21 protein-coding genes, 1 tRNA gene and 1 pseudogene are annotated in these 24,721 nt (G+C 67.4%); 16 read left to right on the forward strand and 7 right to left on the reverse strand.

The features are described from left to right. Window positions 1-35 precede the first annotated feature (35 nt). The 8 genes and pseudogenes from GL279_RS12145 (at window position 36) to lpxB (ending at window position 10,162) form a co-directional block, all read left to right on the forward strand. Window positions 36-1,037 (forward strand): AAA family ATPase, encoded by a 1,002-nt coding sequence (locus GL279_RS12145; protein WP_155064905.1) that lies wholly within the window; start codon window positions 36-38, stop codon window positions 1,035-1,037. Next, window positions 1,034-1,915 (forward strand): DUF58 domain-containing protein, encoded by an 882-nt coding sequence (locus GL279_RS12150; RefSeq protein ID WP_343039797.1) that lies wholly within the window; start codon window positions 1,034-1,036, stop codon window positions 1,913-1,915. Before GL279_RS12145 ends, GL279_RS12150 begins: the two co-directional genes overlap by 4 nt. Further along, a pseudogene (locus tag GL279_RS12155) lies at window positions 1,915-4,676 on the forward strand (DUF4159 domain-containing protein). The gene GL279_RS12150 and the pseudogene GL279_RS12155 overlap by 1 nt, the downstream one beginning before the upstream one ends. Then, window positions 4,673-6,772 carry a hypothetical protein gene (locus tag GL279_RS12160; RefSeq protein ID WP_155064906.1) on the forward strand — a complete coding sequence of 700 codons (2,100 nt, stop codon included), beginning with the start codon at window positions 4,673-4,675 and terminating at the stop codon, window positions 6,770-6,772. The pseudogene GL279_RS12155 and the gene GL279_RS12160 overlap by 4 nt, the downstream one beginning before the upstream one ends. Window positions 6,773-6,835: 63 nt before the next feature. Next, window positions 6,836-7,315: a 3-hydroxyacyl-ACP dehydratase FabZ gene (gene fabZ, locus GL279_RS12165; RefSeq protein WP_155064907.1), complete on the forward strand. Its 480-nt coding sequence runs from the start codon at window positions 6,836-6,838 to the stop codon at window positions 7,313-7,315. Next, window positions 7,308-8,093: an acyl-ACP--UDP-N-acetylglucosamine O-acyltransferase gene (gene lpxA, locus GL279_RS12170; RefSeq protein WP_155064908.1), complete on the forward strand. Its 786-nt coding sequence runs from the start codon at window positions 7,308-7,310 to the stop codon at window positions 8,091-8,093. The genes fabZ and lpxA overlap by 8 nt, the downstream gene beginning before the upstream one ends. 10 nt (window positions 8,094-8,103) lie before the next feature. Beyond that, window positions 8,104-8,901, forward strand: coding sequence for an LpxI family protein (locus GL279_RS12175; protein WP_155064909.1), 798 nt, complete (start codon window positions 8,104-8,106; stop codon window positions 8,899-8,901). Between the two features lie 97 nt (window positions 8,902-8,998). Then, the gene (gene lpxB / locus GL279_RS12180; RefSeq protein WP_155064910.1) at window positions 8,999-10,162 is read left to right on the forward strand and encodes a lipid-A-disaccharide synthase; all 1,164 of its coding nucleotides are present in this window, start codon (window positions 8,999-9,001) and stop codon (window positions 10,160-10,162) included. Here lpxB and GL279_RS12185 read toward each other — a convergent pair. Continuing rightward, entirely contained in the window at window positions 10,137-10,487 is a 351-nt protein-coding gene (locus GL279_RS12185; RefSeq protein WP_155064911.1) for a RidA family protein, read from the reverse strand. The two genes, lpxB and GL279_RS12185, sit on opposite strands and share 26 nt — an antisense overlap. Before the next feature lie 350 nt (window positions 10,488-10,837). On the opposite strand from GL279_RS12185, the gene GL279_RS12190 reads away from it, so the two are divergent. From GL279_RS12190 to GL279_RS12200, 3 genes are all read left to right on the forward strand, one after another. After that, window positions 10,838-11,233, forward strand: a complete 396-nt coding sequence (locus GL279_RS12190; protein WP_155064912.1) for a hypothetical protein — start codon at window positions 10,838-10,840, stop codon at window positions 11,231-11,233. Window positions 11,234-11,302: 69 nt separating this feature from the next. Then, window positions 11,303-11,384 (forward strand) — tRNA-Leu (locus GL279_RS12195). 221 nt (window positions 11,385-11,605) lie between these two features. Next, window positions 11,606-11,983, forward strand: coding sequence for a hypothetical protein (locus GL279_RS12200; RefSeq protein ID WP_246175294.1), 378 nt, complete (start codon window positions 11,606-11,608; stop codon window positions 11,981-11,983). Between the two features lie 53 nt (window positions 11,984-12,036). Here the strand turns inward: GL279_RS12200 and metG are convergent, their stop codons facing one another. From metG to GL279_RS12220, 4 genes are all read right to left on the reverse strand, one after another. Then, window positions 12,037-13,755: a methionine--tRNA ligase gene (gene metG / locus GL279_RS12205; protein ID WP_155064913.1), complete on the reverse strand. Its 1,719-nt coding sequence runs from the start codon at window positions 13,753-13,755 to the stop codon at window positions 12,037-12,039. Window positions 13,756-13,965: 210 nt separating this feature from the next. Continuing rightward, a complete protein-coding gene (locus GL279_RS12210) occupies window positions 13,966-14,487 on the reverse strand; it encodes a CHAP domain-containing protein (RefSeq protein WP_155064914.1) in 522 nt (173 codons plus the stop codon). A 120-nt stretch (window positions 14,488-14,607) separates the two neighbouring features. Continuing rightward, the gene (locus GL279_RS12215) at window positions 14,608-15,048 is read right to left on the reverse strand and encodes an NUDIX hydrolase (protein ID WP_155064915.1); all 441 of its coding nucleotides are present in this window, start codon (window positions 15,046-15,048) and stop codon (window positions 14,608-14,610) included. A 1-nt stretch (window position 15,049) separates the two neighbouring features. Continuing rightward, the gene (locus GL279_RS12220) at window positions 15,050-15,667 is read right to left on the reverse strand and encodes a GcrA family cell cycle regulator (RefSeq protein WP_155064916.1); all 618 of its coding nucleotides are present in this window, start codon (window positions 15,665-15,667) and stop codon (window positions 15,050-15,052) included. A 130-nt stretch (window positions 15,668-15,797) separates the two neighbouring features. Here GL279_RS12220 and GL279_RS12225 point away from each other — a divergent pair, with 130 nt between their 5' ends. The 3 genes from GL279_RS12225 (at window position 15,798) to argF (ending at window position 19,171) form a co-directional block, all read left to right on the forward strand. After that, the gene (locus GL279_RS12225) at window positions 15,798-16,619 is read left to right on the forward strand and encodes an ABC transporter permease (RefSeq protein ID WP_155064917.1); all 822 of its coding nucleotides are present in this window, start codon (window positions 15,798-15,800) and stop codon (window positions 16,617-16,619) included. 198 nt (window positions 16,620-16,817) lie between these two features. Continuing rightward, window positions 16,818-17,990 carry an aspartate aminotransferase family protein gene (locus GL279_RS12230; protein ID WP_155064918.1) on the forward strand — a complete coding sequence of 391 codons (1,173 nt, stop codon included), beginning with the start codon at window positions 16,818-16,820 and terminating at the stop codon, window positions 17,988-17,990. A gap of 254 nt (window positions 17,991-18,244) precedes the next feature. After that, on the forward strand, window positions 18,245-19,171 hold the full coding sequence (gene argF, locus GL279_RS12235) for an ornithine carbamoyltransferase (protein ID WP_155064919.1): 927 nt from the start codon (window positions 18,245-18,247) through the stop codon (window positions 19,169-19,171). An 894-nt stretch (window positions 19,172-20,065) separates the two neighbouring features. On the opposite strand, the gene GL279_RS12240 is transcribed toward argF, so the two are convergent. Together GL279_RS12240 and GL279_RS12245 are read right to left on the reverse strand one after the other, a co-directional pair. Then, a complete protein-coding gene (locus tag GL279_RS12240; RefSeq protein WP_425495606.1) occupies window positions 20,066-21,385 on the reverse strand; it encodes an HlyD family type I secretion periplasmic adaptor subunit in 1,320 nt (439 codons plus the stop codon). A gap of 74 nt (window positions 21,386-21,459) precedes the next feature. Next, window positions 21,460-23,202 carry a type I secretion system permease/ATPase gene (locus tag GL279_RS12245; protein ID WP_155064920.1) on the reverse strand — a complete coding sequence of 581 codons (1,743 nt, stop codon included), beginning with the start codon at window positions 23,200-23,202 and terminating at the stop codon, window positions 21,460-21,462. A gap of 152 nt (window positions 23,203-23,354) precedes the next feature. Here GL279_RS12245 and GL279_RS12250 point away from each other — a divergent pair, with 152 nt between their 5' ends. Both GL279_RS12250 and GL279_RS12255 read left to right on the forward strand, forming a co-directional pair. Further along, the gene (locus GL279_RS12250) at window positions 23,355-24,098 is read left to right on the forward strand and encodes an MlaA family lipoprotein (protein ID WP_155064921.1); all 744 of its coding nucleotides are present in this window, start codon (window positions 23,355-23,357) and stop codon (window positions 24,096-24,098) included. Further along, window positions 24,088-24,684: an MlaC/ttg2D family ABC transporter substrate-binding protein gene (locus GL279_RS12255; protein ID WP_155064954.1), complete on the forward strand. Its 597-nt coding sequence runs from the start codon at window positions 24,088-24,090 to the stop codon at window positions 24,682-24,684. Before GL279_RS12250 ends, GL279_RS12255 begins: the two co-directional genes overlap by 11 nt. The last annotated feature ends 37 nt before the right edge of the window (window positions 24,685-24,721 follow it).

Consider the following 24,721-nt stretch of genomic DNA (forward strand, 5'->3'; position numbering starts at 1 on the left):
CCTATGCTGTCCTAGATCAGATAAGAGACGTTGTCATGGCCGAGAATGAGAACCTGGTTTCCGAAGTCCTTGCGCTGACTGCGCGACTGGCCGAGGCGCGGGCCAGCGTCGAGCGGCGATTCGTCGGCCAACACGCTGTTGTGGAACAGGTTTTATCCGCCATCCTGTCGGGTGGCCATGCCTTGCTGGTCGGTCAGCCGGGTCTGGGCAAGACCATGCTGGTCGATACGCTGTCGGTGGTTCTGGGCCTTGACAGCGCGCGGGTGCAGTTCACCCCGGATCTGATGCCCGCCGATATCCTTGGCTCCGAGGTGCTGGACGTTCTGGCCGACGGCAGCCGTGCCTTTCGCTTCATCGAGGGGCCGGTGTTCACCCAGCTTCTGATGGCCGATGAGATCAACCGCGCCAGCCCGCGCACGCAATCGGCGCTGCTGCAGGCCATGCAAGAGGCCGAAGTGACCATCGGCGGCGCGCATCGCCCGCTGGGCCGGCCGTTCCATGTGCTGGCGACGCAGAACCCGATCGAGCAAGAGGGCACCTATCCCTTGCCCGAGGCGCAGCTTGACCGCTTTCTGATGCAGGTCGACGTGGACTATCCCGACCGCGACACCGAGCGCGCGATCCTGATGGCGACCACCGGGGTCGAGCAGGGCGCGGCGCATGCCGTCTTTGACGCGCCGGGGCTGATTGCGGCGCAGGCGCTGATCCGGCGCATGCCGGTGGGCGATTCGGTGCTGAACGCGATTCTGGATCTGGTGCGGGCGGCGCGTCCCGGTGCCCCCGAAGCACCGGGCTGGATCGCCGAGACGCTGGTCTGGGGGCCGGGGCCGCGCGCGGCGCAGGCGCTGACGCTGGTGGCGCGGGCGCGGGCGGCGTTGAACGGCCGCTTTGCCCCGACGCTTGACGATGTCGAGGTCATGGCCGCCCCGGTGCTGCGTCACCGCATGGCGCTGTCCTTTGCCGCCCGCGCCCGGGGCGAGACGGTCGAGGCGGTGATCGCGCGCCTGCTGGGCGACCGGATGCAGGCGGCGGCGTGAATTCGCGGACCGGTCAGGACAGTGCGGGGCTGCGCGCCCGGGCCGAGGCGGCCAGCGGCGGCCTGCCCGCGCTGATGCTGTCGGCAGAACGGCTGGCGGCCAGCCTGACGGTCGGCGCGCATGGTCAGCGCCGCGCCGGCACCGGCGAGGATTTCTGGCAATACCGCCCCGCGACGGCGGGCGATACCGCACGCAGCATCGACTGGCGCCGCTCGGCCCGCTCGGACGGGCAGTTCGTGCGCGACCGCGAGGCGCAGGTGGCGCAATCGGCGGTGCTTTGGGTCTCGGCTGCTGCGGGGATGGAGTTCGCCGGCGGTCCCGATCGGGTGGCCAAGCGCGACCGCTGCGACCTGCTGGCGCTGGCCGTGGCCCTGGCGCTGCTGGCGGGTGGCGAGCGGGTAGCGCTGGCCGGCCAGCCGCCCCGACCGGGCCGGATGCAGGCCGACCGCATCGCCGAGGCGCTGGTTTCGCGCATGCCGCTGAACGCCGATGACGATGTCCCGCCTGCCGAGGCGCTGCGTCCCGGCCAGCGCGTGGTGCTGTTTGACGATTTCCTGGGCGATCCGGCCCCGCTGCTCGCCTATCTTGAGCGCGCTGCCGGTCTGGGGGTGCAGGGCGCGCTGATGCAGGTGCTCGACCCCGACGAAGAGGGCTTTCCCTACGGCGGCGCGGTGCTGTTCCGGTCGGCGGCGGGTGCGCTTCGCCACGACACCCGCGATGCCGGCGGGCTGCGCGCGGCCTATCTGGCCCGGCTGGCCGAGCGGCGCGAGCTGCTGGGCCGCGCTGCTTTGGCGGCAGGCTGGCATTTCGGCACGCATGATACCGCAAGCCCGCCCGCGCAGGCGGCACTGTGGCTGTGGTCGATGCTGGAGGGCTGATGCTGGTTCTGGGCCCCCTCGGCTTTCTGGCGCCATGGCTGCTGGCGGCGCTGGCGGCACTGCCAGTGCTGTGGCTGATCCTGCGCGCCATGCCGCCGACGCCAAGGCGCGTGCTGTTTCCCGGCACCCGGCTGCTGGTCGGTTTGCGCGATGCCCATCCGGTGGCGCGGCACACGCCGTGGTGGCTGTTGCTGATCCGGGTTCTGGCCATCGCGGCGCTGATCTTCGGCTTTGCTGGTCCGGTCTGGAAGCCGGCGCCGCATCTGGCCGGGCAGGGGCCGCTGCTGATCGTTATGGATGCCGGCTGGGCAGCGGCACCGGATTGGGCGGCGCGGCAGGCCCGCGCCTTGCAGGCGCTGGATCTGGCCGGTGCCAGCGGCCAGCCTGCGGCGCTTTTGGTGGCCGATGGCGCGGCCGAGGGCGCGCTGCCGTTTCAACCCGCCGCCGAGCTTGCAGCGCGGCTGCGCGCGGTGCAGCCGCAGCCATGGGAAACCCGCTATCCGGGCGATCTGGCCCAGCTTCTGGCGCAGGCCCCGGCGGGGCTGTCGGTGCTGTGGCTGTCGGACGGGCTGGACCATCCCGGTCGTGCGCCGCTGCTGGCCGAGCTGACACGGCGCGGCGCGGTGACAGTGGTGCCGCCGCAAGGCCCCCGCCGCTCGCTGCAACTGGTGGCGGGCGATCAGCCCATGCTGCGGATGCGCAGCATTGGCGAGGCGGCAGGGGCGCTGCCCCAGATCCTAGCCATGGGCGTTGATCCCCAGGGGGCGCCACGCGAACTGGCCCGGTTGAAGCCTTTGCAGACCGAGCCGGACCCCGGCGTCGACACGCGGCTGGTACCGATCGACCTGCCGTCCGAGCTGAAAAACCGCATCACCCGGCTCCAGATCGAGGGGCAAGAGAGTGCTGGCGCCGTGGTGCTGGCCGACGATTCGGTGCGGCGACGAAAGGTGGCGCTGGTCGGCGATGCCTCGGCCAGCGAAGGCCAGCAATTGCTGTCGCCGATGCACTATCTGCGCCGGGCTCTGGCGCCGACCACCGATCTGATCGAGGGGGGCTTGGGCGATGTGCTGCAGGCCTCGCCCGATGTGATCGTGCTGGCGGACCAGATCGGCCTGCCCGAAGCTGCGGCGTTGCAGGAGTGGGTGGAAAAGGGCGGATTGCTGATCCGCTTTGCCGGCCCGCGCATGGCGGCATCCGAACATCTGGCCGAGGAGCCGCTGTTGCCGGTGCGGCTGCGCGCCGGGGGGCGCGACATCGGCGGCGCGCTCAGTTGGGGCGATCCGCGCGGCATCGCGGCCTTCCCGCCAGAGGGGCCCTTTGCCGGCTTGGCCGTGCCGCCCGACGCCGCGATCCGCGCCCAGCTCCTGGCCGAACCCTCGCCCGATCTGGCCGGGCGCACGCTGGCGCAACTGTCGGACGGCACGCCGCTGGTCACCCGCGCGGCACTGGGGCAGGGGCAACTGGTGCTGTTTCACACCACGGCCAATGCGGAATGGTCGAACCTGGCGATCTCGGGCCTGTTCGTCGAGATGTTGCAGCGGCTGGTGCAGACGGCACGCGCCGGCGCGGCTTCGGTCGAGGCACCGGCCAGCGCGCAAACCTTCTGGACGCCGGTGCAGGTGCTCGATGGCTTTGGCCGCGCGCTGGACCCTGCCGATCCGGTGCCGGTCTCGGCCGCCGATTTCGGCAAGGGGCCGGGGCCGGGGCGACCGGCCGGGCTGTATCGCGCCGGCGAGCGCATGGCGGCGTTGAACGCAGGCGGCCGGATGCAATCCGCGACATGGCCCGGCGCCCGCGTTGAGGCGCGGGCCCAGACCCCGGGCACCGACCTGCGCGGCGGGCTGTTGGCGCTGGCGGTGGTGCTGTTTGCGCTGGACGCCCTTGGCAGCGTATGGCTCGCGCGTGGCCGCAGCCCGAGGGCCATCGCATGAGGCTGCTCATGATCCTTATGGCCTGCATCTGGGCCGCGACCGCGCGGGCGCAGGACGATCCCGATCCCCGACTGGTGCGTGCCGCCGACGAGGTGGCGCTGGCCTATGTCGTGACCGGCGACGCCGAGGTTGACCGCGCCAGCGAGGCCGGCTTGCGCGGGCTGTCGCAGGTCTTGACCCAGCGCACCACCATCGAGCCGGGCGCGCCCTTGGGCATCGACCTCGACCGCGACGACCTGTCACTGCTGACCTTTCTTTACTGGCCGGTGACCGAGGCGCAGCCCTCGCCGACCCCGCAAGCCTATGTGCGGCTGAACCATTTCCTGAAATCCGGCGGGGTGATCCTGTTCGACACCCGCGACGGCGATATCGCCGGTCTGGGCGGTCCCGATGGCTCGGCCGCGCTGCAACGGCTGGCGGCACCGTTGGATATTCCCCAACTGGCGCCGATCCCGGCCGACCATGTGCTGACGCGCAGCTTTTACCTGCTGCATGACTTTCCCGGCCGCTATCAGGGCCGCGAGGTTTGGGCCGAGGCACCGCGCGCCGGGGCCGAGGCTGCCGAGGGCGTGCCGTTCCGCAATCTGAACGACGGCGTCTCGCCGGTCATCATCGGTGGCAATTCCTGGGCCGAGGCCTGGGCGGTGGATGACAACGGTCTGCCGATCTACAGCATGGGCGCCGGCTTCGAGGCCGAGGAGGGGCGTGAGATGGCCTACCGCTTTGGCGTCAACCTGATCATGTATGTGCTGACCGGCAACTACAAATCCGATCAGGTGCATGTGCCGGCGCTGCTGGAACGGCTGCGGTCCGAGGAAGTGCTGCGATGACCGGCCTGTCCTTCGATCCTCTGTTGCCATGGGCGCTTGTCGGTGCGGTTGCCGTGTTGTCGACGCTGGTGGCTGTCTGGTCGCTGTGGCGCGGGTTGCGCGGCTGGTTGTGGCGCGGGCTGGCCGGGCTGGCGGCGGCGGCGGCGCTGTCGGGGCCGGCGCTGCAATCGGGCATCCGCAACGCGCTGTCCGATATCGTGATCCTGCTTGACGACCGCAGCGCCAGCCAGTCGCTGCCGGGCCGGGCCGCGCAGACCGACGCGGCTCTGAACGGGCTGACGCGCCAGCTGTCCGCGCTGCCCGATACCGAGATCCGCCGTGTCACCGTGGGCGACGATCCTGACGGCACCTTGCTGGGCACCGCACTGACCAAGGCGCTGGCCGCCGAGCCGCAGACCCGTATCGCCGGCGTCATCGCGCTGACCGATGGGCTGGCGCATGATGCCAGCCAGATCCCCGCCAATGCGCCGGCGCCGGTACATGTGCTGCTGACCGGCACGCCCGCCGACTGGGACCGCCGGCTGGTGATCGAAGAGGCCCCGGCCTATGGGCTGATCGGCCAGCCCGTCACCATCCGCCTGCGCATCGAGGATCAGGGCGCGGTCCCGCCCGAGGCCGCCTCTGCCCCCGCGCGGCTGCATGTGCTGCTGGATGGCGAGGAAAGCCGGGTCTTGGATCTGCCGCCGGGCGTGCCCCTGGATCTGCCGGTGGTGCCGGAACATGCCGGACAGAACGTGGTCTCGATCGGCTTCGATGCGCCGGGGGGCGCGGTGCCCGAACTGACCGACCGCAACAACTCGGCCGCCCTGCAAATTCAGGGCGTGCATGACCGGCTGCGCGTCCTGCTGATCTCAGGCGAGCCGCATGCGGGCGAACGCACATGGCGCAACCTGCTGAAATCGGACGCGAATGTCGATCTGATCCATTTCACCATCCTGCGGCCACCGGACAAGCTGGACGCGGTGCCGGTCGACGAGATGTCGCTGATCGCCTTTCCGACGCATGAACTGTTCATGGAGCGGATCCGCGATTTCGACCTGATCATCTTTGACCGGGACCGGGTGCGCGGCATCCTGACGCCGCAATATTACGACAACATCCGCCGCTATGTCGAAGAGGGCGGCGCGGTGCTGGTGTCTGCCGGCCCCGAGATGTCCTCGGTCGAAAGCCTGAACCTGTCGCCGATGGGCGCGATCATTCCGGGCCGGCCCACGGGGCGGGTCTATGACCAGCCGTTCCTGCCGCAGCTGACCGATCAGGGCCGCCGCCACCCGGTCACCGCCGGCCTGACCGGCGCGCCCGAGCCGGGTCGCGCGGACCATTGGGGCCGCTGGCTGCGCATGTCGCAGGTGATCCCCGATCCGCGTGCGCAGGTGGTGATGACCGGCGCCAATGACGAGCCGCTGTTGATCCTGAACCGCGTGGGCAAGGGCCGGGTGGCGCTGCTGACCTCGGATCAGGTCTGGCTTTGGGGGCGCGGCTTCGAGGGCGGCGGGCCGCAGCTGGAATTGCTGCGCCGCATCGCGCATTGGTCGATGAAAGAGCCCGAACTGGAAGAGGAATCGCTGCTTGCCGATGTTTCGGGCGAGGTGGTGACGATCACCCGGCGCACGATGAAGCCAGAGGCGCCGCCGCTGCGCATCACCCATCCCGATGGCAAGGTCGAGACGCTGGATCTGGCCGAGGCCGGGCCCGGCCGCTTTTCCGCGCGCTGGACGGCACCGGGGCCGGGGCTCTACCGGATGACCGATGGCGAGATCAGCCGCGTGCTGGCGCTTGGCCCGGCCGCGCCGCGCGAATTCGAGGAAACCGTGGCCTCGGGCACCCGGCTGCAACCATTGGTCGAGGCGACGCGCGGGGCGGTGCTGCATCTGTCGGACGGCATTCCCATGCTGCGCACCCTGCGCGAGGGGCGGCCGGCGCATGGACAGGGCGTTTCTGGCGACTGGATCGGCATCACGCCGCGCGGCGCGGCTTCGGTTTCGGGCATGACGCATCGCCCGCTGTTGCCGGCCTGGGCCTGGCTTGCGCTGATCGCGGCGCTGGCCCTGATCGGCTGGCTGGCCGAGGGGCGCGGCTGGCGGCGGGGCGCATAGGCAAACTTGCCAAGGCAGCGGCCCGTTGCTAGGCAAAAGCCAAACCTATTGATGAGGACCGATATGCCCGCCGACGAGACCACCTACATCCCGCCGACCGAGGTGGACCTCGCGCAGATCAAGCGGATCCTGCCGCATCGCTACCCGTTCCTGCTGGTGGACAAGGTGCGTGACATCGTGCCGATGAAAAGCTGCGTAGGGATCAAGAACGTCACCTCGAACGAGCCGCATTTCGAAGGGCACTTCCCGCAAGAGCCGGTGATGCCGGGCGTTCTGATCATCGAGGCGATGGCACAGGCCGCCGCCGTTCTGGTCGGCGTCTCGCTGGATCTGGCCGGCAAGGGCATGGGCACCTATTTCATGTCGATCGACAAATGCCGGTTTCGCCAGAAGGTGGTGCCGGGCGACGTGCTGGAACTGCACATGACCACGCTGCGCGGTGGCGGCAAGATCTGGAAATTCGAGGGCCGCGCCATGGTCAACGGCCAGCTCGCCGCCGAGGCCGAGGTGATGGCGATGCTGAACCGGGGCGACAATGGCTGAGCCGCGTATCCACCCCACAGCCGTGATCGAAACCGGCGCCGTGATTGGCCCCGATTGCGAGATCGGCGCATTCTGCGTGATCGGCCCCGAGGTCAGGCTGGGCCGTGGCGTGGTGCTGAAATCGCATGTCGTCGTCGCGGGCAATACCTCGATCGGCGATGAAACCGTGCTGTTCCCCTTTGCCTCGATCGGCGAGGTGCCGCAGGACCTGAAGTTCCGCGGCGAAAAGGTGCGGCTGGAGATCGGCGCGCGCAACCGCATCCGCGAATATGTGACGATGAACCCCGGCACTGAGGGTGGCGGCAGTGTCACCCGCGTCGGCGATGACGGGCTGTTCATGGCCGGCAGCCATGTCGCGCATGATTGCCAGATCGGCGACCGGGTGATCCTGGTCAACAATGCCTCGGTCGCAGGTCACTGCCACCTCGAGGATGACGTGATCGTCGGCGGTCTCTCGGGCGTGCATCAATGGGTCCGCATCGGTCGCGGTGCAATGATCGGCGCAGTCTGCATGGTGACGGCCGACGTGATCCCTTTTGGTCTGGTGCAGGGGCCGCGCGGCCATCTGGACGGGCTGAACCTCGTCGGGCTGAAACGCCGTGGCGCCTCGCGCGAGGAAATCCACGCGCTGCGCGACATGCTGGGCCGGCTCGGCTCGGGCAGTTTCCGCGATACCGCCCGGCAGATGGCGGAAACCGCGAATGGCCCGATGGTGCAAGAGGTGCTGGACTTCATCCTCGGCCCCTCGGACCGCAGCTTTCTGGCCCCGCATCCATGAGGGCGCATCCATGAGCCGCATCGCCCTGATCGCCGGAGAGGGTCGTCTGGCCCCGGCCATCGCAGAGGCGCTTGGCCAACCGCTGGTCTATGCGCTGGATCACCTTTGCCCGGAAGTCGCGGCCAAACCCTTCCGCCTTGAACGTCTGGTGCCGTTTCTGGACGAACTGACGGAGCAGGGCGTCGATCAGGTCGTCTTTGCCGGCGCCATCCGTCGCCCCCGCATCGAGCCCGACCTGTTCGATCCGCGCACCATGGCCATCGTGCCGAAAATCCTGATGGGCATGCAATCGGGCGATGACGCTGCATTGCGCGCTGTTCTGGATGTCTTCGAAGAGGCCGGCATCCGCATCCGCTCGGTCGACGAAATCCTGCCCGAACTGGTGCCGGGCGAAGGCGTTCTGACCGGCGAACCCAGCCCCCGCGACCAGAAGGACGCCGCCCGCGCCGCCGAGATCGTCGCAGGCCTCGGCCCGCTCGACATCGGTCAGGGCGCGGTCGTGGTGCAAGGCCTGTGCCTGGCGGTTGAGGCGCTGCCCGGCACGCAGGCCATGCTGGCCTTTGCCGGATTGCACGCCGGGCTGAAACCCGATCCGAGCGGCGCCCGAGGCGTGCTCTATAAGGCACCGAAACCGGGTCAGGACCGCCGCATCGACCTGCCGACCATTGGCCCCGACACCGTGCGACAGGCGGCTGAAGCCGGGCTGGGCGGCATTGCCTGGCAGGCCGGCAGCGTCATCCTTCTGGACCGCGAGGCCGCAATCGCCAGCGCTAAGGAGGCGGGCTTGTTTCTTTGGGCGCGCGGGTGAATGGGTATTTGAAAAATGGTGAAATCCCGCAGGCCGGCCTGTGGCATTCATCATTTCCCAAATACCCCCAGCATGAGCTTGACGCAGGAGCGGTGCCATGAAGTTCTTCCTGATCGCGGGCGAGCCTTCGGGGGACAATCTGGGCGGTCCGCTGATGGCTGGGCTGCGCAGTCTCGATCCAGCGGCCGAGTTTCTGGGCGTTGGTGGCCGTGCTATGGCCGCGCAGGGGCTGGAGAGCCTGTTTCCGATGGAAGAGCTGTCGGTCATGGGCATCGTCGAAGTGCTGCCGAAATACCGCCAGCTTAAGGCGCGGATCCGACAGACTGCCGAAGCGGTGGCCGCAGCCCGGCCCGATGTGCTGATCACCATCGACAGCCCGGATTTCTGTCTGCGGGTCGCGCGTGAGGCGCGGGCCCTGCTGCCGGATCTGCGCACCGTGCATTATGTGGCGCCCTCGGTCTGGGCATGGCGGGCGGGACGGGCCGGCAAGATGGCCAAGGTCATCGACCATGTTCTGGCGATCCTGCCATTTGAGCCCCCCTATATGCGTGCGGCCGGCATGAGCTGCGATTTCGTCGGCCATCCCATTGCAACTGAGCCGGTGGCGGGGCCGCTCGAGGCCGCGGAGTTCCGCGCTGCGCATGGGATCGCGGCCAATGCGCCGCTGGTCCTGTGTCTGCCCGGATCGCGCCGGGGCGAGGTGGCGCGGCTGGGGCCGCGCTTCGACGAGGCGCTGATGCGGCTGCGCGACCGCGTGCCCGAGATCCGGGTGGCGATTCCCACCGTCAGCGGAGTCTCGGCGCTGGTGCGCGACATGGCGCGGCGCTGGCCGATGACGCCGATCGTGGTCGAGACGGCCGAGGAGCGGCGGGCGGCCTTTGCTGCGGCCGATCTGGCGCTGGCGGCCTCGGGCACGGTCAGTCTGGATCTGGCGGCCAATGACGTGCCCATGGTGATCGGCTATGACGTGGCGCCGCTGAGCCGGCTGATCATCGGTCTGTTGCTGAAAACCGACACCGTCACCCTAGTCAATCTGGTCAGTGAGACGCGGGTGGTGCCCGAATTCCTTGGCCGGCGCTGTCAGCCGGCGCCTTTGGCGCAGGCGCTTCTGGAACTGATCGAAAGCCAAGAGGCGCAGGCCGAGCAACATGCCGCCATGGCGCTGACCATGCAGCGGCTGGGGCGCGGCGGCGAGGCTCCGGGCCTGCGCGCCGCGCGGTCGGTGCTGGCGGCGATCAGTTCTGCGCCGCGACCACGATGATCTCGACCTTGTAGTCCGGCGTCGCCAAAGCCGATTCGCCAGTGGCGCGGGCCGGGGCGTGGCCGGCGGGCACCCAGGCGTCCCAGACGGCGTTCATTTCGGCGAAATGCGCCATGTCGGCCATCCAGACCTGCGCCGTCAGGATGCGGGTCTTGTCCGAGCCGCATTCGGCCAGCAGCCGGTCGATCTGGGCCAGAACCTCGCGGGTCTGATCGGCGACCGATTCGCCGGGTTTGCCGACTTGACCGGCCAGATAGACGATGCCGTTATGCACGACGGCCTGGCTCATGCGGGGGCCGGTTTCGACGCGTTTGATCTCGGACATGATGATTCCTTCCTGGGTTGGGGCCACGGCACCTTGCGGCCGTCGGGCGCTGCGCCCTCATGCCAAAGCCGATGCAGCGCTTCAATGGCCGCGACCCGATTCGCGAAACAAAACGCCCGGCGAAGCGGGGCCGCCGGGCGCAGGGATATGTGATGGGGGACATCAGGGACAAGACTAGCCGGTCCAGACGACAGCAGGATGACAGCGCCCGGCACCGCCTTGCGCAGGGGTTTCCTTTGGTCCGGGGGATTGTCTGCGGAATGAACGACTTGGCGGTTCGGGCAGGCCGCCCATTGACCTTGGCGCCGCAAGCCGGTCAGATGGCGCCGATACACGTCACGGAGGGACATATGCGACTGATTGCGGTTCTGGCCTGCGGGATCTCGCTGCTTTCGGCCTGCAGCAGCCCCGACAAATATACCGAGGTGATCGCCGCCTCGCAGCCGCCCAGCCCGGCGCTGAAGGCGCAGATCGTCACCGGAGCCAAGAAGCTGCTGTTCGATCCCGCCTCGATCAAGGACGCCGAGATCTCGAACGTCGCCACCTTCCCCAGCGGCGGGCAGGGCGTCTGCGTCCGCGCCGACAGCAAGAACGTGAAGGGGGTCTATGTCGGGCCCCAGATCATGGGTCTGGCGATGCGCGACGGCAAGCTGATCGATGGCACGCTGAACCATCCGATCTGCAACCGGATCGACGTGCCCTGGCAGCCGTTCCCCGAGCTGAACGCGCTGGCTCGGCGCAAGTAAAGGCCGCGCGGCGTGATGCGAAGGCTTGAGTGGCGGCAGGAATTGTGATTCTTCGCCGCAGGCCTCGCTGCGGGTGTGGTGGAATGGTAGACACAAGGAACTTAAAATTCCCGGCCTAGGCGTGAGGGTTCGAATCCCTCCACCCGCACCAGTTCCGGCGAGCTTGCCGGGATGGCTTTCAGACCCGGCCGCAGGCTTTCGCCGGGGTTGGGCGGCCTGATTTCGTCCCCTATGCAGCCCCGGCCCTGTGGCCGGCGGGGCATCGGCGGCGGGGCGTTATCTGCGGCATTTTAGCGGCCGGATTGATCGGTGGGCGCGATGGTGCTCTCACGGGAACACGTATTTCTCTGTGTTTTCATTGTGAGGTTCCCTATGCGGCACTCTTTGCTTTTGTCTTTCCTTGGGCTGGCGGTGATCGCCGGCTGCGCGCAGACCACGATCCAGCCGATGTCGAAGGACACGTTCAAGATCGCCACCAATGCCGCGCCCGCCTGCGGCCCCAATGGCGCGCGCAACGTGGCCTTCAAGTCCGCCTCGGTCGAGGTCATTCGCCGGGGTTACGACAAGTTCGTGATTGTCGGCGACAACCACAACTCGGACTTCTGGTCCGGCGCGCATGAGCAGGACATGGTGGTGCGGATCATTCCCGAAGGCAGCCGCGAGGCGGCGAATGCCCTGTCGGCGCGGCAGCAGCTGGGCGACGATTGGCAAGAGCAACTGGCCAAGGGCTCGCCGACGACCTGCGGCTGACCGCAAGCGCGGCAGGCCCAGCCCCCGCCAAGCGGGGGGCCGGGCCGGGCGGTTCAGGTGCGGATGCCCTTGAACCGCTCTTGCCATTCGTCGCGTTGCTCGTCGCTGATCTTGGCAAACAGCACCTCGGGCACGGTAAAGGCATGGCCGGCGGGCAGGGCCTGCAGGGCGGCGGCGACGTCGCCCGGCCAGTCGCGGATTTCGGTCTGCATCGCCGCCAGCATCGCATCGGCGGCAAAGGGAATGAACGGTGCCGACAGGACCGCGTAAAGCCGGATCAGGTTCAGGCCCAGCCGCACCTGCATGGCGGCGCGCGCCTCGTCGGTCTTGATCGTGGTCCAGGGGGCGGCGGATTGCAGATATTCGTTGCCCAGGACCCAGATCGCGCGCAGCTCGGTGGCGGACTTGCGGACCTCCATATGGTCCATGAAGCCTTCATAGGCGCGGACGCGGGCGGTCAACGCCGCGATCAGCGCCTCTTCCTCGGGGCCGTAGCTGCCGCCTTCGGGGATGACCTCGCCGAACTTTGCGCGACAGAACTTGGTGATGCGGCTGACGAAATTGCCCAGCACATCGGCCAGGTCCTTGTTCACCGATTGCTGGAAATTGTCCCAGGTGAACTCGCTGTCACCCGATTCCGGGGCGTGCGACAAGAGCCACCAGCGCCAGTAATCGGCGGGCAGGATCGACAGCGCCTGATCCATGAACACGCCACGCCCCTGCGAGGTCGAGAACTGGCCGCCATCATAGGTCAGGTAGTTGAAGGACTTGATGTAATCGACCAGCTTCCACGGCTCGCCCGAGCCGATGATGGTGGCCGGGAAGCTGAGCGTGTGGAAGGGCACGTTATCCTTGCCCATGAACTGGGTATAGGTCACGTCCTCGGCGCCCTCGTCCAGACGCCACCAGCGGCGCCATGCGCTGTCGGGCAGGCCCTTGGCGTCGGTGCCCTCGGCGGTGCCGGCAATATATTCGATGGGTGCGTCGAACCAGACGTAAAAGACCTTGCCCTCCATCCCCGGCCAGGGCTGGTCGCCCTTTTTCACCGGGATGCCCCAGTCCAGATCGCGGGTGATGCCGCGATCCTGCAAGCCGTCGCCGTCATTGAGCCATTTGCGCGCGATCGAGGTGGTCAGGATCGGCCAGTCGGTCTTGCTGTCGATCCATGCCGCGATCTGATCCTTCAGCGCGCGCTGGCGCAGATACAGGTGCTTGGTCGCGCGCACCTCCAGATTGGTCGAGCCGCTGATGGCGCTGCGTGGGTTGATCAGGTCGGTCGGGTCCAGCTGTTTGGTGCAGTTTTCGCACTGGTCGCCGCGCGCCTTGTCATAGCCGCAGTTCGGGCAGGTGCCCTCGATATAGCGGTCGGGCAGGAAGCGGCCATCGTCGATGGAATAGACCTGGCTTTCCGCGACTTCGGTGATCCAGCCGTTTTCGTCCAGCTTGCCGGCGAAATGCTGGGTCAGGACGTGGTTGCGTTCCGACGACGAGCGCCCGAAATGGTCGAAGGACAGGCCGAAATTGCGGGCGATCTCGGCCTGCATCTCATGCATCTCGGCGCAATAGACCGGGACGGGTTTGCCGGATTTCTTGGCGGCCAGCTCGGCCGGGGTGCCGTGCTCGTCGGTGGCGCAGATGAACATCACCTCATGGCCGCGTTCCCGCAGATATCGGGCGTACAGATCGGCCGGCAGTTGCGAGCCGACCAGATTGCCGAGGTGCTTGATCCCGTTGATATAGGGGATCGCCGAGGTGATGAGATGCCGGGCCATATGCGCGTCCTTGTCTGTTGCGCGATTTCTAGCCCGGCAGGCTGGCAAGGGAAAGGGTCAGGCGGCGGCGGCAAACACCTCCTTGGCCGCGAAAAGCCCGTTCAGCGCGGCGGGCCAGTTCGGCAATCTTCATGCGTCCCGATTCCTGTCAGACTTTGCACAGGGCTACGGGTTTGAGCGCGCTCTAAGTCAAGCGGCGGCTGCCGGGGATCAGTCGGGCAGGATAAAGCCCTGCACCGGGTATTTGGCGCCCAGCTGGCCGGGGGCGCTTTCCAGCCGCACCATCGACCAGTCATTGGCCGGCGAGACATCGACCGCCAGCATGTCGCGCGAGACCCTGTTGCGCTGCCAGTTGCTGTGATCCAGCCGCACCTGCCGGTCCGACACCATCTGCGAGACGACGGCGACATGGCCGTTGGGGTTCTTGCGCGTGGGCAGGAAGCTCATCACCGCGCCGATCTCGGGTTCATTGCTGCGCGCGTATTTGCCGCGCGCCTGATCCCACCATGTCCGGGCATTGCCAAACAGGTTGATGCCGCTGAGATCGCGGGCAAAGGGCACGCACCAGACGCGCTGGCCGGTCTTTTGCTTGCGCTGCACCTCGACAAGGGCATTGGTCAGCCGGTCCTCGGAAATGCGGCCCATGCGGATGTCGGGGCCCGCGTTCTGCGTGGGCGTGGTCGTGGCGCATCCGGCCAGAGTGGTCAGGCAAAGGGCGGCCGTCGCAGCCATGATGCGGAACTTGCAAAGCGCGGACATAAGAGAGGCGATCTCGCTATCTTGGTCTTGGTTCGCGCGAGAGCTACCATCCGTGGTAATTTTATCGCAATAGGCCCTTTGTCTGCGCGGCCGTCATCGGCGGGATCTTGCGCGTTCGGCGTCCTGCGCCATAGCGCGGCGCAGAATCGCGGCGACGCTGGCGCTTTGGGGCAGGGCGCCCGACAACACCTCGCCGACCGGCACCCAAGCCGCGTCCAGGGCGTCGTCGCCGGCCACCGGCTGACCCGAGACATAGTCACAAAGCACCGCCGCCAGCAGGAAATGAAAACGCAGGGCGCCATCGGCCCCGCGTTCGATCACGTCCACATTGTCCAGATACGCCAAGGGCTTGGCGATGACGCCGGTTTCCTCGGCCAGTTCGCGGGCCGCCGCATCAAGCGCGGTTTCGCCCGCCTCGACATGGCCGCCCGGATAGCCCCATAGTCCGGCATCGGGCGGATTGCGCCGCCGCACCAGCAGCACCCTGTCGCCCTGCAGCGTCACCGCCAGCGCGGCAAGGCGGGGAAAGGACATGTCAGCGCCGGCGGTCGCGGCGCGCGCTCATCGGCTGGAAGGCCACGCCGACATGGGCCTCGCAATAGGGTTTGCCGGGGGCCGAGGGCAGGCCGCAGAACCAGAACTTGTCGGTCGCCGGATCGCCAATCGGCCATTTGCAGGTCCGCTCGGTCAGCTCCATCAGCGTCAGCTTGCGGGCGCGCTTTTCCACCTCGCGCACCGAGGCCAGCGCCTCGGGGCTGATTTCATTGGCCGAGGGTTGCGGCGGCAGCGGCTGGCCGGCCGGCACGATCGGGCGGCGGTTGAAGCTGACGGCCTGCTGCGGCGCGGGCTCGGGAGCGGCGGCGGGCTCGGCGGCCTTGGCCGGCTCAGGCGCGGGTTTCGGCTCGGGCGCCGGGGCGGCGGCTGCGGCCGGTTTCGGCTCGGGCTTGGGTTCAGGCGCGGGGGCCGGGGCGGCAGCGGCGGCCGGGGCGGCGGCGCTTTCGTCCTCGTTGCGGTTCGACAGGCCCAGCCGGTGGACCTTGCCAATGACGGCGTTTCGGGTGACGCCGCCCAGTTCCTTGGCGATCTGGCTCGCGGACTGACCCTCGGCCCACATGCGTTTCAGAGTCTCGACGCGCTCATCGGTCCAGGACATGGCTTGCCTTTCCTGCGCCAGACCCTGTCCGACGCCCTTCTTGTTCGTGGCTTCAATTCCGCTAGACCCGGGCTTAAATCCGGGGATAGCCAGATTTACCTGCACAAGCCCGCAAATTCAAGGAGCGCCGATGCAACCCCTGCAGTCCCGTCCCGGATTCCGCCAGATGGGCGTGCGCCGTTTCGGCCGCGTGAACTGGCTGGGTCTCTATACCCTGTCGCGGCGCGAGATCATGCGCTTCATGAATGTCTGGCAGCAGACCATCTTTGCGCCGCTGATGACCTCGGCGCTGTTCGTGGTGGTCTTTGCCTTGGCGCTTGGGCGTTCGCGCGGCGAGGTGATGGGCCTGCCCTATCTGGCCTTCCTTGGGCCGGGCATCCTGATGATGACGGTGATCCAGAACGCATTCGCCAATACCTCGTCCAGCATCATCTCGGCCAAGATGCAGGGCAATATCGTCGATACGCTGATGCCGCCCCTGTCGGCGGCCGAGATCCTGACCGGCTATCTGACCGGCGCCGTGGTGCGGGCGCTGATCGTGGCGGTGGCGATCGGTGCCGGCATGGCGCTGATGCTGGGGCAGGGCATCGCGCATCCGCTGTGGGCGCTGGCCTTCGTGCTGCTGGGCGCGGTGCTGATGGGCGGGCTGGGGCTGCTGAGCGGGATCGTGGCGCAGAAATTCGACCAGATGGCGGCGATCACCAATTTCATCGTCACGCCGCTGTCATTCCTTTCGGGCACGTTCTACTCTGTCGAAGCCCTCCCCGAGCCTTTCCGGACGCTGGCCCATTGGAACCCCATCTTCTACCTGATCGACGGCGCGCGCTATGGCATTGCCGGCGTCTCGGATGCCCCGCCGCTGCGCGGTCTTGTGGTCTGCGCGCTGACCGTGGCGCTGGTGGTCTGGCTGGCGTGGCGCTGGATCGCCTCGGGCTATCGCATGAAGCCCTGAGCCCTCGGGGGCACCAGACATGAGGCGCCGAAAGCCGTTGCGCCCTGTGCGGTTCCGCGCTATGCGGTCGCCATGATCGCCCGGACCGCCCTTGTCGCCCGTCCCCGACGTTGATCCTGTCAACGTTCGATCCTGCCTGTCTTTTCCCGATTCCATCCCGAGCCGCTGCCTGCGGCTGCCATCCGTGAGGACAACTCCATGATCTCGCACGTCCTGCCGACCTATAACCGCGCGCCCCTTGCCTTTGAGCGGGGCGAAGGCACCTGGGCCATCGCCACGGACGGCACCCGCTATCTGGACCTGGGTGCCGGGATCGCGGTCAATGCGCTGGGCCATGCCAACCCCGAACTGGTCGCCGCCCTGACCGAGCAGGCCAACCGCATCTGGCATGTCTCGAACCTGTATCAGATCCCGCAGCAGGAACGGCTGGCCGATCTGCTGGTCGAGCACACCTTTGCCGACACCGCCTTCATCACCAATTCCGGCACCGAGGCTGCCGAGCTGGCGATCAAGATGGTACGCAAATACTGGTCCGAACAGGGTGAGCCCGACCGGATCGAGATCCTGACCTTCGAAGGCGCCTTCCACGGCCGCTCGACCGGGGCCATCGCGGCATCGGCGTCGGAAAAGATGGTCAAGGGCTTTGGCCCGCTGATGCCCGGCTTTCGCCAGCTGCCCTGGGGTGACATGGCGGCGCTTGAGGCCGCGATCTCGGAGCGCACCGCCGCCGTCATGCTGGAGCCCGTGCTGGGCGAGGGCGGCATCCGCCCGCTGCCCGATGCCGATCTGCGCCTGATCCGCGAGCTCTGCGACCGGACCGGCGCGCTTTTGGTGCTGGACGAGGTGCAATCGGGCATGGGCCGGACGGGCAAGCTGTTCGCGCATGAATATGCCGGCATCACGCCCGACATCATGATGGTCGCCAAGGGCATCGGCGGCGGCTTTCCGCTGGGCGCGGTGCTGGCCACCGAAAAGGCTGCAGCGGCCATGGTCGCGGGCACGCATGGCTCGACTTATGGCGGCAACCCGCTGGCCTGCGCGGTCGGCAGCAAGGTCATGGAGATCATCGCCACGCCCGAATTCCTGGCCGAGGTGAACCGCAAATCGGCCCTGTTCCGGCAAAAGCTGGAAGGGCTGGTCGCCGCCCATCCCGATGTCTTTGAAAGCGTGCGCGGCCAGGGGCTGATGCTGGGCCTGAAATGCAAGGTCGCGCCGACCGATCTGGTCAAGGCCGGCTATGCCGAACATCTGCTGACCGTTCCGGCCGCCGACAACACGCTGCGCCTGTTGCCGCCGCTGACCATCACGGATGCGGAAATCGCCGAGGCGGTGGCACGGCTGGACCGGGCCGCCGGCAGGCTGGATGGCTGACGGATCGTCAGGGTCGCTGCAATTCGCCGATCCGCCCCTGCCGGCGGGTCGGTTGCGCCTGTCCGGCGCTCTCGGGTTCGGCGGCGGATCGGCATCCTGCGCCTCAGGCTCGCTTCAGCACGGCACCATGGTCCGCGCCCTGACGCGGCACCGATGAGGCGGGCGATATCTCCCGCGAAATAGGGGCTTCGGCCCTTGACCTCATCCCGGCAAAGCGGCTTGCTGAGCGCACCGATCCGAAAGACAGTCTCACGATGAACAATTTTCTCGACATCCACACCACCGCCAAGGCCGATCTGCGCGGCATGATCGACACCGCCCGCCGCATGAAGGATGCCCGGGCCGGCCAGCCCAAGGGCGCGCCGGATGCCGAACAGCCGCTCAAGAACCGCATGGTCGCGCTGATCTTTGAAAAGCCCTCGACCCGGACCCGCGTCAGCTTTGATCTGGGCGTGCGTCAGATGGGCGGACAGACCATGGTGCTGTCGGGCAAAGAGATGCAGCTGGGCCATGGCGAGACCATTGCCGACACCGCCCGCGTGCTGTCGCGCTATGTCGACCTGATCATGATCCGCACCTTCGAAGAGGCGACGCTGCTGGAAATGGCGGAATATGCCTCGGTGCCGGTGATCAACGGCCTGACCAACCGCACCCATCCCTGCCAGATCATGGCCGATGTGATGACCTTCGAGGAACATCGCGGCCCGATCGCCGGGCGCAAGGTTGTCTGGTCGGGCGACGGCAACAACGTCTGCGCCAGCATGATCCATGCCGCGGGCCAGTTCGGCTATGACTTCACTTTTACCGGCCCCCCGACGCTGGACCCCGAGGCCGAGGCGCTGGAGTTTGCCCGTGCCCAGGGTGTGCGGGCGGTGATCGAGCGCGACCCGGCCAAGGCGGTCGAGGGTGCTGATCTGGTGGTCACGGACACCTGGGTCTCGATGCATGACCCGCAATCGGCGCGCGAGCGGCGGCACAACCAGCTGCGCGCCTATCAGGTCAACGAGACGCTGATGGCGCAGGCCAAGCCCGATGCGCTGTTCATGCATTGCCTGCCGGCACATCGCGATGACGAGGTGACCAGCGCGGTGATGGACGGCCCGAACTCGGTCATCTTCGATGAGGCGGAAAACCGGCTCCACGCGCAAAAGGCCGTCATGCGCTGGTGTCTGGACGTCTAAGCGCCAGCAAGCCGCGCCGGCACCCCGCCGGCGCGGCTTGTCCGGGCGTCATGCGTTCATGGGTGTAGAGCGTCCTTGGTCGCGCTCTGGCTTGACGGTGCGCGCATAGCTCTGGTCACCGGGCTTACGGCCCGCGCCAATCTTCGTCCGCCAACATGCCAATATCACCCGGGTCCGGAGCAAGACCCGGCACCCATCGGCAAAATGCCCCGAGCGCCCTTCTTTCATGCAAAAATATCCCGGGGTCCGGGGCAGAGCCCCGATCCGGCGGCGCCGTCCAGATATTCCACCCCGGCAGCTTGACGCCACGGCCTGATCCGGCACGTATCGCCGTATCGCCGTATCGCCGTATCGCCGTATCGCCGTATCGCCGTATCGCCGTATCGCCGTATCGCCGTATCGCCGTATCGCCGTATCGCCGTATCGCCGTATCGCCGTATCGCCGTATCGCCGTATTGGGCGGCCCTGCGTTTCGTGCGGGCAGAGTCTGCACCGGGATCTACGCGCCTTTACCCTTTACCCTGATGCCGACGGCTCGTGAAGCCTGCCGAGGCCCGCGCATCGCACCATTTCAAATGCGGCACAAAAGACCAGAGCATCCATCCGCCCCTGCAACGCGGTTCGGAGAATGCGGCCGTGAAGCTTCGGACGTTTGTCAAAGGGTTGGGGGCGTCACGAATATCCGTGCTTGCAGTTAGCCGGCGGCTCTCACTGTGAAAGCAATGGAGCGGCACCGCCATCGGGCAGTGTTCTGGCTCCCGGTTCCTGAAGCACCCGCAAAACCTTCGCGACACGCCCCATGACATGACAAGCCCGCCGAACCTGCCAATCCTTGCGCATCGCAACGCGACCGGGCCAGCCTACCCTGCAAGCCAGCCCGGCCTGCTCTCGCAATCAGCTTTCGCGGAAAGCGCGGATGAAATAGTCGCTCAAGGGTTTGACCAGATAGGCGAACGGGCTGCGCTCGCCGGTCTGGACATAGACCTCGACCGGCATCCCCGGCACCAGCGTCAGCTTGCCCAGCTTGGCGATCTGGTCCGGCGGGATCGTCACCTCGGCGCGGTAATAGGACACATGCGCGGTCTGATCGACCAGCGCATCAGCCGAGACGCGGGTCAGGATGCCGTCGATCTCGGGCGTGGTGCGCGAGGAAAAGGACGAAAACCGCAGCACGACCTGCTGGCCCGGATGCACCTCGTCGATGTTGATGGTGGCGATACGCGCCGCCACCACCAGCGGGCGGTCCTGCGGGATGATGAACATGATCGGATCAGCCGGCCGGATCACCGAGCGCGGCGTGGTCACCTGCAACTCCTGCACAATGCCCGAGACGGGCGCGCGGATTTCCAGCCGCGCGATCTGCTCGGTCAGCGCGCGGCGGCGCTCGGCCAGCTCCAGCTCGCGATAGCCCAGATCGCGCAGCTCGGTCTCGGCCTGTTCGCGATAGGTGGCGGATTTCTCCAGCCGCGACAGGTCGATCTGCGACAGCTGGGTTTCGGCCTGCGCCTCCGAGGCGGTGGTTTCGCCCAAAAGCCCGTCCAGCCGCGCCCCTTCGCGCTCCAGCGCCAGCACGCGCGGCGCCTGCGCCAACCCCTTTTCCAAGAGTGAACGCTGATCGCGCAATTCCTGCGCGATGAAGTCGCGCTGCTGTTGCAGGGCGCGGTTCTGCGCCTGAATGCCGGCAATCTGCGAGCGGACCTGTTCGGACTGCTTGGCAAGCTGGCCCAGCGATTGCGACAGCGTGTCCAGCCGCGCGTGGAACAGGCTGGTCTGGCCGTCCATCAGCTCTTGCAGCTGTGGCCGGGTCTTGGCCAGTTCGACCAGCTCGGCCGGGAACAGGATCTCTTTTTTATCGGCGCGCTCGGCCTCCAGCCGGCCACGGCGGGCGAGAACCTCGAAATACTGGCCCTCGACGATGGTGCGCTCGGTGTCGAGCAGCGCGCCATCCAGCCGGATCAGCGGCTGGCCGGCGGTCACGGTCTCACCCTCATGCACGAGGATCTGATCGACGACACCGCCATCGGGATGCTGCACCACCTGCCGGCGCTGTTCCACCTCGACCTGTCCGGCGGCCACCACGGCACCGGCGATCCGCGCGGTCACCGCCCAAAGGCCAAAGCCCCCGACCAGCAGCGCCATGGTCACCAGGCCAAGGATCACCGCGCCGCGCGCCGACCATTCTGGGCGGGGCGGTGTCGGTGTCGGCCGGATCAGCGGCATGGCGGGACGTTCGGGCCGCGCCGGTTCGGCGGCCCGGGTTTCGGTCGGGTTCGGCATCTTGGGATTGCTCACGACACACCTCCGCCCTGGCCCTGCGCCCGGTTGATCTGTTCGGCATTGCGGACCATGGAGTTCAGCACCTCGTCCCTTGGGCCAAAGGCGCGGCGCATGCCCTGATCCAGAAACAGCAGCAATTCGCATTCCGAGATCGCGGCCGGGCGGTGCGCCATGATGATGACTGCGCCGCCGCGCGCCTTGATGTTGCGGATGGCGAGGTTCAGCGCCTGCGAGCCCTCGTTGTCGAGGTTCGAGTTCGGCTCGTCCAGCACGAAGAGCACCGGATCGGCATAAAGCGCGCGCGCAAGGCCGATGCGCTGGATCTGCCCGCCCGAAAGCCGGCCACCGGCTTGGCTGACCTGGGTGTCATAGCCCTGCGGCAGGTCAAGGATCATGCGATGCGCGGCCGCCGCGGTGGCGGCGGCGACGATGCGCTGCGGGTCGGGATCGGGCGAGAGCCGGGCGATGTTTTCGGCAATCGTGCCGTCGAACAGCGTGACCTGTTGCGGCAGATAGCCGATCAGGCTGCCCAAAAGGTCGGGGTCGTATTGGTCCAGCGTCGCGCCCGCCAGCCGGATCGAGCCGCCGGCGATGGGCCATGCGCCGATCAGGGCCCGGGCAAGCGTGGTCTTGCCCGCGCCCGAGGGGCCGATCACCCCCAGAGCCAGCCCCGGCGTGATGTCAAAGCTGACGCCGCGCAGCGTCGGCACGGTTTGACCCGGCGGCACGACGGTCAGGTTGCGCACCTCGATCTGGGCGTCGGGCCGGGGCAGGGCGGTGCGCGGCACCACCGGCGGGCGGCGCCCCAGCAGCTCGCCCAGCCGCTTCCAGCCGTCCTGCGCGCGCTGCACCAGCGACCAGCCGCCCACGACCTGCTCGATCGGCGACAGCGCCCGGCCCATCAGGATGGATGAGGCGATCATCGCGCCCGGCGTCACCTCTTGGCGCAGCACCAGCCATGCACCGGCGGCCAGAAGCGCGCTTTGCAAAAACAGCCGGAAGGTGCGGGAAAACACCGTGAAGCCGGTCGCGCGGTCCTGGCTTTTCACCGTCGCCTCGGTGGCGCGGTCGCGCATGGACTGCCAGCGGCGGAATGTTGCCTCGCGCATCCCGAGCGAGCCGATCAGCTCGCCCTCCTCGCGGTAAAGATCTGACATCCGTTCGGCCGATTGCGCGGTGATCGTGGCCTTTTGCAGCGATTCGCGGCCCAGCCACTGGTTCAGCACCGTCGCCACCACCAGTACGATCAGCCCCGCCGTCGCCACCGCCCCCAGAACCGGGTGGAACACATAGACCGCCCCCAGAAACAGCGGTGCCCAAGGCAGGTCGAATAGCGCCATCAGCACCGGCGAACCGATCAGGCGCATTACCGCCTCAAGATCGCGCATCCCACCCTTGACCGCCACATCCGAGGCGCCGGCGGCGCCGTCCTGCAGGGCTGCGGTGAACACCCGCCCCTCCATCCGTTCCTGAAAACGGGCGGCGACCCGCGACATGACGCGGCTGCGGGCGAAATCCAGCACGCCCATCATGATGAACAGGAACACCACCAGCAAGAACAGCGCCGTCAGCGTTTCGACCGAGCGGCTGCCCAGGACGCGGTCATAGACCTGCATCATGAACAGCGGGCCGGTCAGCATCAGCAGGTTCACCATGAACGAAAACAGGCCGACGATCAGGTAGAGATGGCGCGCATTGCCGCGCGCCTCAACCAGTTCACTACGGCCATCGTGGCGCATCGGCGGCAGGGCCATGCCGGTTCCTTCCGTGTTCGTCTCGCCGGGCTTGCCCGGATCCGCGTCAGCGCATATCCGAACCTTGCCGTCGGCGACAGTGGGCCCTGTCCCGCGCTGGGCGGAGAATCGCCGGGTTGCCACGACCATAGCCACAGAAGGTTAGCAGAGTATTGAAGCGAAGTATCGCACTTGCCGCTGTTCTGGCGCTGGCCGCCTGCCAATCGGCCCCCCGGGAACAAGAGATCAACGACCCGCTGGAGCCGCTGAACCGGCGCGCCCATGCCTTCAACGTCGGGCTGGACCAGCAGGTGGTCAAGCCGCTGAGCGCCAGCATGGCCGGGGGCAAGGGCGGCAGCAGTGACGGGGGGCAGGGCGGCATCGGCAGCCATGTCGTGACCGGGCTTGGCAATTTCGGCTCGAACCTTGCGCAGCCGGGCAAGGCGGTGAACCATCTGCTGCAAGGCCGGCCGGAGCCGGCGATCAAGACCACCTTCCGGTTTCTGGTCAACGGCACGCTGGGTCTGGCCGGTTTCCTTGACCCGGCGAGCGCGGATTTCGCTTTGCCCGAGCAGGATACCGATTTCGGCCAGACGCTTGCGGTCTGGGGCGTCGGCGAAGGCCCCTATCTGGAGCTGCCGCTTTTGGGCCCCTCGACGCTGCGCGACAGTGCCGGGCGGGTGGTGGATCTGGTGATCGATCCGATGCATTCGGTGCTGAACCGCGACCAATATGCGATCGGCCTAGGGGCACGCGCCGTCTCAAAAGCCGGTGAACGGGCGCGTTTTGGCGATTCCGTCGATAGCGTCCTGCATGAAAGCGCCGATAGTTATGCCCAGACCCGGCTGATCTGGCTGCAACATCGCCGCCACGAACTGGGCGAGCAAGGAGACGAGATTGACCCTTATGCCGAATGACACCCGCCGCGGTTTTCTGGGCCTGATCGCCGCAGGCTGCGCCTTTGTCGCGACGCCGGCCCTGGCGCTGGACGAAAAACAGGCCAGCGCTCTGGTGCAGAAATCGCTGGACGAGGTCTATGCCGTCATCAACTCGGGCCAGCCGCCGGCGCAGATGTACAAGGCCTTCGAGGCGATCTTTGCGCGCTATGCCGATGTCGACATCATCGCCCGCTCGGCGCTGGGTCCGGCGGCGCGTCGGGTCAAGCCGGCCGAGTTCGCCGCCTATAAACACGCCTTCCAGGGCTATATCGGGCGCAAATACGGCAAGCGCTTCCGCGAATTCATCGGGTCCAAGATCGAGGTGACCGGCGCGCGACCGGTGAAAAGCTTCATCGCCGTGACCTCGATCGCCTATCTGAAAGGCCGCAGCCCGATGGAGATGGAATGGCACGTCTCGGACAAGTCCGGGCAGGGCCGCTATTTCAACATCATCATCGAAGGGGTGAACATGCTTGCCTCGGAGCGGGCCGAGGTCTCGGCCATGCTGGCCAAGCGCAAGGGCGACATCGCCGCGCTGACGGCGGATCTGCAAAAGGCCGGTTGATCGCTGCACCCGTGTAAAATGAAAAGGCGGCCCGCAG

This window comes from Paracoccus limosus (assembly GCF_009711185.1).
Taxonomy (GTDB): domain Bacteria; phylum Pseudomonadota; class Alphaproteobacteria; order Rhodobacterales; family Rhodobacteraceae; genus Paracoccus; species Paracoccus limosus.

Excerpts from the sequence above, each read along its gene's own strand:
- GL279_RS12145 (WP_155064905.1), top strand. The coding sequence starts at position 36 with ATGGCCGAGAATGAGAACCTGGTTTCCGAAGTCCTTGCGCTGACTGCG.
- GL279_RS12160 (WP_155064906.1), top strand. The coding sequence starts at position 4,673 with ATGACCGGCCTGTCCTTCGATCCTCTGTTGCCATGGGCGCTTGTCGGT.
- fabZ (WP_155064907.1), top strand. The coding sequence starts at position 6,836 with ATGCCCGCCGACGAGACCACCTACATCCCGCCGACCGAGGTGGACCTC.
- lpxA (WP_155064908.1), top strand. The coding sequence starts at position 7,308 with ATGGCTGAGCCGCGTATCCACCCCACAGCCGTGATCGAAACCGGCGCC.
- GL279_RS12175 (WP_155064909.1), top strand. The coding sequence starts at position 8,104 with ATGAGCCGCATCGCCCTGATCGCCGGAGAGGGTCGTCTGGCCCCGGCC.
- lpxB (WP_155064910.1), top strand. The coding sequence starts at position 8,999 with ATGAAGTTCTTCCTGATCGCGGGCGAGCCTTCGGGGGACAATCTGGGC.
- GL279_RS12185 (WP_155064911.1), bottom strand. The coding sequence starts at position 10,487 with ATGTCCGAGATCAAACGCGTCGAAACCGGCCCCCGCATGAGCCAGGCC.
- GL279_RS12190 (WP_155064912.1), top strand. The coding sequence starts at position 10,838 with ATGCGACTGATTGCGGTTCTGGCCTGCGGGATCTCGCTGCTTTCGGCC.
- GL279_RS12200 (WP_246175294.1), top strand. The coding sequence starts at position 11,606 with ATGCGGCACTCTTTGCTTTTGTCTTTCCTTGGGCTGGCGGTGATCGCC.
- metG (WP_155064913.1), bottom strand. The coding sequence starts at position 13,755 with ATGGCCCGGCATCTCATCACCTCGGCGATCCCCTATATCAACGGGATC.
- GL279_RS12210 (WP_155064914.1), bottom strand. The coding sequence starts at position 14,487 with ATGGCTGCGACGGCCGCCCTTTGCCTGACCACTCTGGCCGGATGCGCC.
- GL279_RS12215 (WP_155064915.1), bottom strand. The coding sequence starts at position 15,048 with ATGTCCTTTCCCCGCCTTGCCGCGCTGGCGGTGACGCTGCAGGGCGAC.
- GL279_RS12220 (WP_155064916.1), bottom strand. The coding sequence starts at position 15,667 with ATGTCCTGGACCGATGAGCGCGTCGAGACTCTGAAACGCATGTGGGCC.
- GL279_RS12225 (WP_155064917.1), top strand. The coding sequence starts at position 15,798 with ATGCAACCCCTGCAGTCCCGTCCCGGATTCCGCCAGATGGGCGTGCGC.
- GL279_RS12230 (WP_155064918.1), top strand. The coding sequence starts at position 16,818 with ATGATCTCGCACGTCCTGCCGACCTATAACCGCGCGCCCCTTGCCTTT.
- argF (WP_155064919.1), top strand. The coding sequence starts at position 18,245 with ATGAACAATTTTCTCGACATCCACACCACCGCCAAGGCCGATCTGCGC.
- GL279_RS12245 (WP_155064920.1), bottom strand. The coding sequence starts at position 23,202 with ATGGCCCTGCCGCCGATGCGCCACGATGGCCGTAGTGAACTGGTTGAG.
- GL279_RS12255 (WP_155064954.1), top strand. The coding sequence starts at position 24,088 with ATGCCGAATGACACCCGCCGCGGTTTTCTGGGCCTGATCGCCGCAGGC.